Here is a 12,660-nt window from a genome sequence, read left to right as displayed (position 1 = left end):
ACCGGTTTCGCTGGTGCCATCCCATTGCCCGACGTTGCGCACGACCGATCTTGGCTATCGGAGAAATCGGAATCGATGCCCGTCACCCTGCCTCCCAAATCCAGAATCCTGCCCCACCTCAGAGCCCACCTTTCATGCTTCGCCTGCCCACCGTTCTGCATTCCCTGGCCGTCATCGCGTTTTTTGTTGCCCCTTCGGCCACAACGCTCGCACAAACCCAATCGATGCGAATTGCGGAACTGGAAGCGATCGCAGCGCACGCGCTCGACACGCCGGTTCTGAATACGACGCCGCTGCCGCAGTACGGCTTTGACAAACTTGACTACGGCATGACGATCGGAATCGAACGCACCCCCGGCGGACGGCTGTGGGCATGTTGGGTAGCCGGCGGCGATAGCCCGGATGCATTTTTCGTGCTGGCCACCAGCGACGATGACGGCGAGAGCTGGTCGCCGCCGCGTTTGGTCATCGATACGGATTCGAAAGATCTGCCACGAAAACGCAGCACGCTTGTCGGAAACTTGTGGACCGATCCACTGGGCCGTTTGTGGATCTTCTTTGATCAATCGATGGACATGTTTGACGGACGCGGCGGCGTATGGGCGACGATCTGTGAAAACCCCGACGCCGACGAACCGGTGTGGTCGGAACCCAAACGAATTTGGCATGGCGTCACACTGAACAAGCCGACCGTGCTTTCCAACGGCGAATGGATGCTGCCCATTTCATTGGACCAACGAGGCGGTCTGGGTGAATTCAAAGGTTGCTTTGCCGAACTGGATCCCCTGCGCGGTGCGAACGTGTTTGTATCGACCGACGAAGGCCAGACTTGGACGCGTCGCGGTGCCGCCCAAGTACCGTCGCCGGATTGGCACGAACACATGATTGTCGAGCGGGAAGATAAGTCACTTTGGATGCTGATACGCACCGCCAAAGGGATCATGCAATCCACATCCACCGACCATGGACGTACTTGGTCGACAGCGACTCGGCCGGATGGAATTCGACACCCCAATGCACGGTTCCACTTCCGCCGACTCGCCTCGGGTCGGATCCTGCTGGTGAAACATGGCGACAAACTTGATTCGCACAGCGGGCGAGTGCAACTGAGTGCTTGGCTTTCCGAAGACGATGGCAAGTCGTGGAAGGGTGGTTTGGTTCTGGATGATCGCAAGGGGATCTCCTATCCCGATGGTTTCCAAGCCCCCGACGGCACAATCTATCTCTCGTACGATCGCAACCGGTCGGCAGATGGCGAAATTTTGATGGCACGCTTCACCGAAGAAGACATTTTGGCAAAGAAGATGGTGGCGCCAAAATCCAAACGGAAGATGTTGATCAGCCGCCCGCTGGCGGGCGATGCAGCCACGAATCGTCAACGGGAAAAAGACCGTGGGTTCGTACCGCTTTCAAGTGACGATTCATTCGACGGCTGGGAACATGGTGGAAATTGGCGTCTTGAAGACGGAGCCTACTATCGGGCCGAGTCGGGTGGACCGTTGACCTACAAAGGCCAAACCGTGCCGGACGACTTCGAGTTGCGGTTCGAGTGGAAAGTGTCCAAGGGCTGCAACAGCGGCGTCTATTACCGACCGGGCCAGGTGGAATATCAAGTGCTGGACAACATCGATAGTCCCTACGGTGAAAACCCTCGGCAAGCTGCCGCGTCGTTGTTCTTCTGTATGGCCCCCAACAAAGATGCGACGCGGCCTGTGGGCCAGTGGAACAGCGGCCGCGTGGTGTGCAAGGGAACCGTGATCCAACATTGGCTCAATGGCCAAAAAGTATTGGACTTCGATTACACCGATCCCAAATGGGCACCGATGGTGGAATTGCTGACGATTCGCGGCGGTGATCTGACCGGTCGTGGCGGTGAACTATGGCTGCAAGATCATGGCCAACCGGTGTGGTATCGCAACCTCCGCATGCGATCGATCCCTGCCGAAGAAACGCTCCGACCATCGCCGGACTTTACGCCGATGCCAATCCCAGCCGGGGCACTTGAAAAAGAACAAGCGCGAGTGCGGAAGATGCTGCAGGCAGCGAAGGCGAAGTAGGTCGTTGGAATCGAATTTTGAGTTAGCCGAGCGCGGTTGCGGTCTGGCCAGCGAGCGGGTTCGGGATGATCCCAGGGCTGGCGGGTTTCGGTTGTTGGTAGGGAAGAATCGTTCGAGTTCGAGTTCGAGTTCGAGTTCGAGTTCGAGTTCGAGTTCGAGTTCGAGTTTAAGTTTTCGCGAATGGATTCCACACTCGCAACTCGCAACTCAAATCTTGATGCCATTGACGGTCAGCACCACATACCGCTTCAACCACAACCAACGAGTTTGAAGAAGAGACGGTCGCCAACCCGAGTGCTTGGTGGCTTTGCAGTGGATCGATCAACATCGGTTCCCTGCGTTTACAATGTTGATGAAATCCATTCCCCGAGCGACTCTGGCGCGACCATGACACGACTTCTATCGCTTTGCTTGTTCAGCTTCCTTTTGGCCGGTGGTTCAGCCGATTCGTCGGCGGCTGATTCCCCTGAACGAATTCCGCTGTGGACCGGCGGCGCCCCTGGCTCTGTCGACCGGATGCACGAACCGGAAAAGTTGGACGGGACCAATGTCAGCAACGTTCATCACCCGTCAATCACGCCGTATCTTCCTGCCCAGGGGAAATCGACCGGTACCGCGATCTTGATTGCCCCTGGCGGCGGCCACCAAAAACTCTGCTTGGGTCACGAAGGCGACGCACTCGCACAGTGGTTTGCTGACCATGGCATCGCTGCGTTTGTGATGCGATATCGACTGTGCCGCGAACCGGATTCGACTTACACGCTGGAAGGCGATGCGATGGACGACACACGCCGTGCGATTCGGACCGTACGAGCCAACGCGGCGACTTGGAATATCGATCCAGATCGAATCGGCATCGTCGGATTTTCCGCCGGTGGTGAATTGGCGGCTTATGCCGGAATGAATCCGCAGGACGGCGATGCCAGCAGCGATGACCCAATCGAGCGTGTCAGTAGTCGGCCCGACTTCGAGGGGCTGATCTATCCTGGCAAATCGAGCACGTTCACGGTGAAGCCCGGCATGCCACCGGCGTTCATCGCATTTGGCTTCCACGATCGCGATGACATCTCCATCGGCATGGCCAAGGTGTACTTGCAATACAAGCAGGCCGATGTGCCCTGCGAAATGCACGTCTACAGCAACGCAGGTCACGGATTCGGATTCCGCCCCGGCACTCAAACCGCCGCTGGCGACTGGCCGCAACGAATGTGCGATTGGTTGATCGACAACAAATTGTTGACCGAAAACCTGTTGACCGAAAAACTGTAGAACTGCGAGGCAGCAAGACGAACGCGGATTTGCTGCATGACAGCAGTCCGCTGATAGGTCCTATCGGAACAGGCTGAAAACGAGGGTTCCCACAGTGATGAACCCAAGGATGACGACCAGCAGGTTCGGCATGACCTTGAGCTTCTTGAGCAACGTGGGGCCAAACTGACCGATCAGCAGAAGTGAAACCACGATCGCTAAAATGGTCCCGGCTGTGATGTCTTTCGCGATCAGCAATGCAGACAGAAGGAGGAGTCCGCCAGTGATGCTGCCTGCGATCAAGGAAGCCTTACTTGAAGCTTTCACGTAGCCCATGATTCCTCCAAAGACCACAAAGGCTCCGAATACTACTGTCACGATTACAGGGAAGTCCACACAAGTCTCTTTGATTTCAATAGCCAAGTTTTGGCAGAAGTGATTCAGCGGATTCGAACACAGATCAATCCATTCAAGCTGCCTTTCGCTGAATTGTAGTGAGTCGCCTGCAAGCTGCTAGCCACCCGTGGCACCGTCGATCATTTCGTGTAGATCGCATGCAGAGCTCGAGCTGAATCCACGAGATCACAGCACGTGCACTCATACCCTGGTTCGACCGGTGTGAGTGCGCGCATACGACAGCGGGGAAGACGTTCGAAACCACGAATCACACAAATGACACGAATACGCGGCGACGGGCATTTCCCATTCGTGTCATTCGTGTGATTCGTGGTTTGCCGTTTCCGCGTTGATTCTTCGTAGCGAACCATCCGTGCACTCATTCCCCGGTTCGACCAATATGAGTGCGCGCATACGAGAGCGGGAAGACGTTCGAAACCACGAATCACACAAATGACACGAATCTACGATGGGGACGGGCATTTCCCATTCGTGTCATTCGTGTGATTCGTGGTTTGCCGGTTCCGTGTCGATTCTTCGTAGCGAACAATCCGTGCACTCATTCCCCGGTTCGACCAATGTGAGTGCGCGCATACGAGAGCGGGGAAGACGTTCGAAACCACGAATCACACAAATGACACGAATACGCGGCGACGGGCATTTCCCATTCGTGTCATTCGTGTGATTCGTGGTTTGCCGGTTCCGTGTCGATTCTTCGTAGCGAACAATCCGTGCACTCATTCCCCGGTTCGACCAATATGAGTGCGCACATACGAGAGCGGGAAGACGTTCGAAACCACGAATCACACGAATGACACGAATCAACAATGGCGACGGGCATTTCCCATTCGTGTCATTCGTGTGATTCGTGGTTTGCCGGTTCCGTGTCGATTCTTCGTAGCGAACCATCCCGTGCACTCATACCCTGGTTCGACCGGTGTGGGTGCGCCCATACGAGAGCGGGGAAGACGTTCCAAACCACGAATCACACGAATGACACGAATCTACAATGGCGACGGGCATTTCCCATTCGTGTCATTCGTGTGATTCGTGGTTTGCCGGTTCCGCGTTGATTCTTCGTAGCGAACCATCCGGCGGCTTGCGCGACTTAGTCGTTCGCACTGCTGCGGCTCGACTCGTCGTGCAGAACCTGATCGATCACGATGCAGGCGCACAGCACGGCCACGGCGTCGCCGTCATCGATCACGTTCACGCCGTAGCAATCGGTCCACGACCAGTACTTCTTGCTGACCGTTGCTACCGTTCTTCCCGCGCGCTGAAACGTAAACTCATGCTCCCAAAACGATCCGTCGATCGTGTAGTCGTTCGGGCCAGGCACATCCAACGTGAACTTTTTCCTCAGCCAAGTCCATTCCTTGATCACCTCGGCGAACACCGCATCGTCGATGATGATTTGGTATCGCGGCTTCCACGAAAACAGCTTTTGGCTAATGAACGCAATCTCGTTGCGGTCGCGATCCTGGAACGAAAGCTTGTCTCCCCAAGAGAACGCTTTCCCGTCCACGTAGTAGCACAGATTCCCATCGGCGTCATCGATGCTGAAGTCATTGCCCCATGACCAGAACTTTTCTTTGATTCGAAAGATCATCTTTGCTCCGGATGCGAAACGAATGCCAGACATCTAACCAGAGGCACAGGAAACGCGATCGCGGGGCGCTCGTTTTGCAGGCGAGTGCTCCGCCTGCCCGGCGGCGGCACATCGCTTTCGTGGCAAGCCAGCGAGGCGGACTTTGGCAGCCAGGACCATAGGATCTAGTCAGCCGCAGCGGGCGACTAACCTTGCAAGACTTCTTTGATGTCCATCACGTAGACTTGGCGACCGCCATTGTGGGGACTATCGATTGCGACTTGAGTGCCATCGCTGCTGCTTCGGGGGTGAGTATCGCAGCGCCATTCGCCTCGGTATGCCTTGGGCGCGGGGAAGTGACCGAGGTCGACTCTTCGGCCGCTTGGCACGTGGTACAGATAGACGGTCTGACGCGACGTTTTTCGGTCGGGATAGGTATCGTTAAGGATCCAGTCGCTATACGGGGCCGGCAGGTACGTGTTGTGTCCGTTGCCCGGCATCTTGTCGGCGCCAACGGCGACAATCTGATCCGTTTGATCGGTCAGGGTATAGAACCCGTTGGAACGGCCTTCGGGCTTGGTCCACATCGTGACCTGCTGATCATCTTTCCAGATGAAGTGCGACGTGTACCCGCTGGGGTCCAACACGTACCGATTGCCACCATCGACGTCGGCGGTGAACATCCGCGTGACGAAGCCACCCTGATACTGCAGCGTTTTGGGATCGAATCCAGGTCGATATCTGTGCAGCACGGTGAATCGTGTTCCCGAGGGATTGATCAACAGATGGTTAAAGTAATGCCATGCGTCGGCGTGACGATCGCCATCCGGCCAAGGGATCGCGGCGACATCGGCAAGCGACAAAATCAGTTTCGATTCACCGGTTTCAAGATCCACGCGCCAGACGCCGGAATCCTGCGGTGCCCGATCGGCCACGTTCGGATCCGCTAGACCGTCGTAGCCGTACCCAGGACGAAGGTTATCGATCCGCCGAAAATCGACCGACAATCCGAAACGCCCGTCTGCCGAAATTGTGTAGATCGGACGCGGCAAGGTTTTGATTTCGCCGGTGGTTTTGTTGTACAGCCGGCAAACAAATTCATCCTCTTGGCGATCGTTCCACAGAATTCGGTCGCCGTTTTGGCCAACCCACTGCAGCATGCAACCCTGTTGCCACCCCCAGGCATTGCTGCGGCCAAGCGATGTCCACGCATCGTCGTTGTGAGTGTCGACATATCCAACGCCAATGGAATCGTCGCCCGTGGGTGAACGCCCTTCGAAATCGATTTCGTTGGACAGCACGAACCGTCCCGTCGGATCAAATTCTTGCTTGTCGTAGTAGCCGAACCAGTGGTTCAGCGGGCCGCGGGTGATCGCACGTGTGGGGACGAAAGTTTCCAGCGGACCGGTATCGCTAGGCTTCGCCTGGTCTGCCCATGCGGTGCCGTGCCCCGACGGTTGAGTCGCCAGGGAAGCCAAACCGCCGCACATCGACGCGGCTGTCATCTGCTGAAACTTTCGACGTGTAATTCGCATCTGTACCTGCTTTGATTTGTAAATCGTTGAACAGGACCGATTGTAACCGTTGGCTATGCCGCTTTCAGCCGATACACATCGAAACACTGGCCGTCCAGCTTGGGAATTTCAGCACAGCGCAGCCACGTCGTGACGATGACGAATTGCCGACATCCCAATCCGGATGCATCAGCCCCGATGAAGCGAGGGCAAGGAAAAGTTCAGTGGCCCGATCGCAGTGGATATTCCGCGTCGACAGTTGCGCGTCGACGGATCGATCGCCAGCCGGGGCCTGCGTTATCCGCTAGCCGGGGTCTGCGTTATCCGCTAGCCGGGGTCTGCGTCGTTCGCCAGTCATGGGCGGGCCGACGGATCAGCCGGGCCGAGAATCGGCGGATCAGCGCTGTTCGCGGAAGGTCGCCCAGCTGAGGTAGATCAGAACGCCCCCCAGGACGACGAATGCGATATCCATCATCAGGTTGGCCGATCGGAGCGGCGCGACGTCTTGCATTCCGAGGAAACCCATCGCGGCGTCGGCTAAAAACAACACCACGATCAGAATCGACGCCACAAGGCTGATGAGACAGAGAGCCTTGGGCATCAATTACCTCGTTGCGAATGAAGGAGTAAGAATAGGTTCATCAAAGGTGCCAGAGTCAAAGGTGGGTCGCAGTATAGTTGCAAATCCTCTGGTTTCCCAAGCCTACCAAAGGCCGCTAAAGTAAACCTGGGCTCGCCAGCTTCTGTCTGTGACGATTGCCCGGGACTTGACGTGCTTTTTGATGGAATGAACGGATGACAACGGCCCCAAAAGGCACCGAAAAAACTTCCATTTCTGATGATGGATCGACAAGGATACCATCGGACGCGGGGTCTGGGTCGGTTGGGAGCAACGAAATTTTGCGTACCGATCCTTGGTCTTGGTGGCGATCACAGATGCCTATCACGGGCAAATGGGCGTATTTTGACCACGCTGCGGTGGCCCCGCTAAGCCAGCCGGCGGCCGATGCGATCAGCCAATGGTCGAATCAGGCGGCCCATCAGGGCGACACGGTTTGGCCACAATGGGCGTCGAATTTGAGCGGATTGCGAGAATCTTCGGCCGAACTGATGGGCTGTGACACCCGCGAAATCTGTCTGATCCCCAATACAACGACCGGGATCAACCTGGTTGCCGAAGGCTGGCCCTGGCAGCCCGGGGACAACGTCATCATTCCCGACGGGGAATTTCCCAGCAATCTTTTTCCGTGGATGAACCAACAATCCCGGGGTGTCGAACTGCGAGTGGTGCCTAGACGGAACACGCAATCGGGCGGCGGCGAAGTCCACGTGGCCGATCTGATCGACCAAATGGACGACCGAACCCGCATCATCGCCGTCAGCTGGGTCGGCTACGCCACCGGGTTTCGAATGGATATCGATACTCTGGTCCGCGAGGCTCATCGCCGTGGAGTGCTGGTTTTTCTGGATGCGATTCAGGGGCTGGGGATGTATCCGCTAGACCTGGGGAAAACGCCCGTCGATTTCCTGGCGGCGGACGGACATAAATGGCTGTTGGGACCCGAGGGCGCCGGCGTGGCCATGATTCGCCGCGAACATATCGATCGGCTTCGCTGCATCAACGTCGGCTGGGGCAGCGTCAAAGATTCCACTAACTATGCTGTCCCATCATTCAACCTCCGAGACGATGCGAAGCGATTCGAATCCGGTTCGGCCAATATGGTTGGCGGCGCGGCTCTGCGGGCAAGCATCGACCTGTTCCTGCAAGTTCGCCGTGTCCACGGGACCGAAGCGATCGGCCAACGCGTGATCGGTTTGACCGAGGAACTGGACCGACAACTTCGCGGGCTGGGTGCCCTGACCGCGTTTCCGTCGCACCACGAAAACCGAACCGGAATCTTGAACTTTCAATTGCCGGGAATTGATCCGGGGCAATTCCGAGAACGAGGCCTAGAAAAAAATGTCGTCGTCAGTTGCCGCGGCGGCGGGGTCCGTGCCAGCGTGCATGCGTACAATGACGCCGATGATATCGCCCGGTTGGTCGACGTAGCTAAATCATTTGTATAGATCGAAACTTTCGCATCGATCCCAAAATCATCGATCAAAATATCCACGACGGATCCTTTCATGCCCGTGACCACCGAATCACGCACAGCCGTATACACCGGATCATTCGACCCGGTCACACTTGGTCACCTGCACATCATCCAGCGTGCAGCGCCGCTGTTCGATCAGCTGGTGATCGGAATCGGAATCAATGCTGAAAAAAGGTCGCTGTTCGCACCTTCGCAACGAGTCGACTTGGTCCGTGCGGTGACCGGCGACCTGGACAACGTTCGCGTCGAGACATTCGAAGGCTTGGCCGTCGACTTTGTCCGCAGCGTCGACGCCCACGTCATGATCCGTGGCATCCGCCCCCTGACCGACATCGCAGGTGAGTTCACCATGATGATGGCCAACCACCAGTTGGATCCGGGAATCGAAACCCTGTTCCTGATGGCGGACGAACGGTTTGCGCACGTCAGCAGTTCGCTCCTGAAACAGATCGCAGCGCTGAGCGATGACGACGAACAACTGGCCAAGTTTGTACCGCGTCAAATCATCCAGCCGTTGCGGGATGAACTGCGCAGCAAAAAATGAACGCCGCGTGATCTAAGCGGCAAAGCGGTCCTGGCCACGGTCCACCGCAGCCGATTCGCTGTCGCTGAAATCTGGATCCATGGCTGCTTCTTTCGGGCCGGTCATCAATGATCCCTGGCGTTCCGATCCCATCATCATGCGTCCATCGCCGGAATAACGTCGGCGGCGGCGTCTTGGACTGCGATCGGGTTCCATCTTGTCGAACAGGCTGCCCAATAGACTGGGGTGGAAACAAACAAACGCCCACGCAAGCCCGATCGATGCGGACCCAAACAGGTCGCTGACAAAGTGGGCACCGCAGGCCAATCGCTGCAACATCGTGCCGATACAGATCATCACAAACAACCACCGCCCCAACGGCAGCACCACCCAAAGCCCAGCGGTCAACGCCGTCGCTGTCGCTAGCGAAGCACTCGGAAACGCTCGCATGCTGGCGTCAAAATTCGCGATGTGATCCAGTTTCCAATCGAACGACCATACCCACGCATAGTCGAAACCGGCTGCGTCCAAATTCAAACTGTTCGGACGCATTCGCAGCACGAACATCTTAGTCAATGTGGCCACCGCGCCGCTGCCCATCGCCAACGTTGCAAGGCGAGGAACGTACCAACGACGCTGAGGCGCCAAAACGATCACGCCCAACAAAATCAAGAAGACGCCGGCACCGTGGGCATAGTAACTGGACAGATCCAGGACTTCGGCGATTTCCTTGGGCAATGGATCGTGTGAAAACCAACGCGAGATCGACACGTCGACCAAGGTTGCCATCGGCACCATCAACAACGTGATGCCCGCCATCCACAACAGACTGGCCATCCGAAAACGAGCGACTTCTTCGGCGATCGGCTTCCCAAAAATCGGAACCTCGGCCGCAACGGTGCGTTTCTCTGTCGGAGTCATGCTCGGCTCTCATCCTCGGGACAACATCGCAAGCCATCACCGACGAGTCGGATTCGGCGGAAGTCTATCGCCGAAGCTACCTAAAAAACGAGATGCCGCGAAAGACGTTTTTCTACGTTCATCTGCGGCGAAGGGCAGCGGTGCGGTAACGCCGATCAGGCGGCTGATTGGCGGGCCAGAAACGCAGATGCGAACCTTGCTGCCGCCTATTCCCCCGACCATCCCCGTATCCATCCACCCAGTGCGGCCCACGCAGGAACCAGGAACCAGGAACTAGGAACCAGGAACCAAAACACCAACTGTCAAACAGGGCAGTTTGGCAGCGACTAGCGAAAGCAGGCAAGCCAGGCACCGGGCGTCAACCTTCTGCTTGTCAATTGTTCACCTGTGGTCGTACGAACACAAACGCCGATCCCATGGGTACGGCGCCTTTGCGGCAGCCGAAACGCCCCCCTCGCTCGACAGCGATTGAAGATGGGCGAGTCTCCTCTGAGAAATGAAGATCCATGAAATCCAACCACCCAACGGCGATGCCGCGTCACTTGCGAAATAACACACCTCGAAAACGCCCCTTGGCGGCTCTGACTCTGATCGCCATCGCTGCATCCACGATCACCGCATCGGGATGCGCGACCACCAAGACCAGCAACACGGCGCGAACCGCCTCGGAACAGGTCCTGATTTCGTCCGCGATCGACCGAGCGATGTCGAACGTTCAATTCGAAGACTTTGCCGGCTACAAGATTTTCATCGAAGAGAAGTACCTCGATTCGGTCGACAAGGGATACCTGGTGGGATCGCTTCGCCACCGAATTTTGAAGGCAGGCGGCAGTATCGCAGCGTCCGCCGATGCCGCCGACCTCGTGCTAGAAGCTCGCAGCGGCGGAGTGGGCACGGATTCGCAAGAGAGTTTTGTGGGCATCCCGTCATTGGGAATCCCTGGCATGCCAATCGAATTGCCCGAGATCAAATTCGCTTCACGCAACACTCAAATGGGAACCGCCAAGCTGGGGCTGGTTTGCTATGACCCGAAGACGGGCAAAGCGATGGGGCTGGGCGGCGAATCGACGGCACTGACCCACAACAACGACACCTACGTGTTGGGTGTGGGGCCATTTCGCAGCGGAACCGTCCTGGACCAACGTGAAAAGGCGGTTGGATTCAACGGCACGGGCGGCAGCTTCATGAACAACCCGGCCCGGATCGCGAGAGCCAAACCGGTCAACATGGTGAACCGGCCACTGGATGCCGCGAACATCGATTCGACCCCGCAAATCGCGACTCTTCCCGACGGCTATTCGACGGCTCGCTAAAACCGTGCGGAGCTCTCGTTCCGATGATCCGAACGTGGCAATTCTGAAAAGGGTTGTCACGTTTTTTCGTTGGCATCCGTTTGGGCGGTCGGCAACCAGGGCTAGGACGCCGCCGCCGATGGGTTTCCGTGTTCTTCGGACCTTGGGAAACCGAACCGCTTTGGTAAACTGCCGATCGGCCGGCGAAAAGGTTCACGGCCGTTCCCCCCATCTAACGAGACGTTCATCGTGACAAATTTGGCTGGTAAGGTCGTGGCTATCACCGGTGGTGGTACTGGCATCGGCGCTGGAATCGCAACAGTTCTGGCACAGGCCGGATGCAAGGTCACCGTTGGCGGTCGCCGCATCGAACCGTTGGAAGAACTAGCCGCGTCGGTGGAAAGCGAGCACAAGATTCGCGCGGTGCAAATCGACGTCGCCGACGCCGATAGCATCCAACGATTCTTTGCAGACGTTCACGAAAACGTGGGTGAAGTCGACATCCTGGTCAACAGCGCCGGAATCAACATCCAAAAGCGGACCATGGCCGAAATGATCCCCGAAGATTGGGATCGCGTCATGCAGATCAACGCCACGGGTGCCTATCGCTGCATCCTAGAAGTCCTGCCCGCGATGCGTGCTCGCAAAGACGGTTTGGTGATCAACATTTCGTCGGTCGCTGGCAAGCGTGCGATTTCGCTAGGCGGCGTCGTCTACTGTGCCAGCAAGTTTGCGATGACGGCGCTCGGTACCGCCATTTCGAACGAAGTCCGGCAAGAAGGCGTTCGGATCACGAACGTTTACCCCGGCGAAGTGAACACACCGATCTTGGACAACCGACCTTCGCCGGTCAGCCAAGAACACAAAGATGCGATTTTGCAGCCCGAAGACATCGCGTCGGTGATCCTTTCGATCTGTCACCTGCCGCCACGTGCCAATGTGCCAGAGATCGTGATCAAGCCGACCACCCAAGAATGGGTTTAGGCAACCAAACGCTGACCAGGTCGGCTAAATTCAGACGACCT

11 protein-coding genes are annotated in these 12,660 nt (G+C 57.0%); 6 read left to right on the top strand and 5 right to left on the bottom strand.

The genetic code is table 11. The features are described from left to right. Nucleotides 1-134: 134 nt before the first annotated feature. A complete protein-coding gene (locus tag K227x_RS31130; protein WP_145169631.1) occupies nucleotides 135-2,057 on the top strand; it encodes a family 16 glycoside hydrolase in 1,923 nt (640 codons plus the stop codon). Nucleotides 2,058-2,444: 387 nt separating this feature from the next. Then, entirely contained in the window at nucleotides 2,445-3,326 is an 882-nt protein-coding gene (locus K227x_RS11530; RefSeq protein ID WP_145169630.1) for an alpha/beta hydrolase, read from the top strand. A 60-nt stretch (nucleotides 3,327-3,386) separates the two neighbouring features. Here K227x_RS11530 and K227x_RS11525 read toward each other — a convergent pair whose 3' ends face one another. The 4 genes from K227x_RS11525 to K227x_RS11510 form a co-directional block, all read right to left on the bottom strand. Next, entirely contained in the window at nucleotides 3,387-3,728 is a 342-nt protein-coding gene (locus K227x_RS11525; RefSeq protein WP_218933942.1) for a TMEM14 family protein, read from the bottom strand. Between the two features lie 1,081 nt (nucleotides 3,729-4,809). Further along, a complete protein-coding gene (locus K227x_RS11520; protein WP_145169628.1) occupies nucleotides 4,810-5,310 on the bottom strand; it encodes an LURP-one-related/scramblase family protein in 501 nt (166 codons plus the stop codon). 185 nt (nucleotides 5,311-5,495) lie between these two features. After that, on the bottom strand, nucleotides 5,496-6,824 hold the full coding sequence (locus K227x_RS11515) for a hypothetical protein (RefSeq protein ID WP_145169627.1): 1,329 nt from the start codon (nucleotides 6,822-6,824) through the stop codon (nucleotides 5,496-5,498). 376 nt (nucleotides 6,825-7,200) lie between these two features. Beyond that, nucleotides 7,201-7,404, bottom strand: a complete 204-nt coding sequence (locus tag K227x_RS11510; protein ID WP_145169626.1) for a hypothetical protein — start codon at nucleotides 7,402-7,404, stop codon at nucleotides 7,201-7,203. Between the two features lie 335 nt (nucleotides 7,405-7,739). Between K227x_RS11510 and K227x_RS11505 the strand changes: the two genes are divergently transcribed. Both K227x_RS11505 and coaD read left to right on the top strand, forming a co-directional pair. After that, nucleotides 7,740-8,870 carry an aminotransferase class V-fold PLP-dependent enzyme gene (locus K227x_RS11505; RefSeq protein WP_145169625.1) on the top strand — a complete coding sequence of 377 codons (1,131 nt, stop codon included), beginning with the start codon at nucleotides 7,740-7,742 and terminating at the stop codon, nucleotides 8,868-8,870. A gap of 60 nt (nucleotides 8,871-8,930) precedes the next feature. Continuing rightward, nucleotides 8,931-9,443 carry a pantetheine-phosphate adenylyltransferase gene (coaD, locus tag K227x_RS11500; protein ID WP_145169624.1) on the top strand — a complete coding sequence of 171 codons (513 nt, stop codon included), beginning with the start codon at nucleotides 8,931-8,933 and terminating at the stop codon, nucleotides 9,441-9,443. Nucleotides 9,444-9,455: 12 nt separating this feature from the next. Here the strand turns inward: coaD and K227x_RS11495 are convergent, their stop codons facing one another. Beyond that, the gene (locus K227x_RS11495) at nucleotides 9,456-10,343 is read right to left on the bottom strand and encodes a phosphatase PAP2 family protein (RefSeq protein ID WP_145169623.1); all 888 of its coding nucleotides are present in this window, start codon (nucleotides 10,341-10,343) and stop codon (nucleotides 9,456-9,458) included. 506 nt (nucleotides 10,344-10,849) lie between these two features. Between K227x_RS11495 and K227x_RS11490 the strand changes: the two genes are divergently transcribed. Next, a complete protein-coding gene (locus K227x_RS11490; RefSeq protein ID WP_145169622.1) occupies nucleotides 10,850-11,656 on the top strand; it encodes a DUF6655 family protein in 807 nt (268 codons plus the stop codon). A 225-nt stretch (nucleotides 11,657-11,881) separates the two neighbouring features. Further along, nucleotides 11,882-12,619 (top strand): SDR family oxidoreductase, encoded by a 738-nt coding sequence (locus K227x_RS11485; protein ID WP_218934056.1) that lies wholly within the window; start codon nucleotides 11,882-11,884, stop codon nucleotides 12,617-12,619. Nucleotides 12,620-12,660: the final 41 nt, after the last annotated feature.

The organism is Rubripirellula lacrimiformis (assembly GCF_007741535.1).
GTDB lineage: Bacteria > Planctomycetota > Planctomycetia > Pirellulales > Pirellulaceae > Rubripirellula > Rubripirellula lacrimiformis.
Note: the sequence above shows the minus strand (reverse complement) of the source record. Positions and strands in the feature narration are given on the sequence as shown.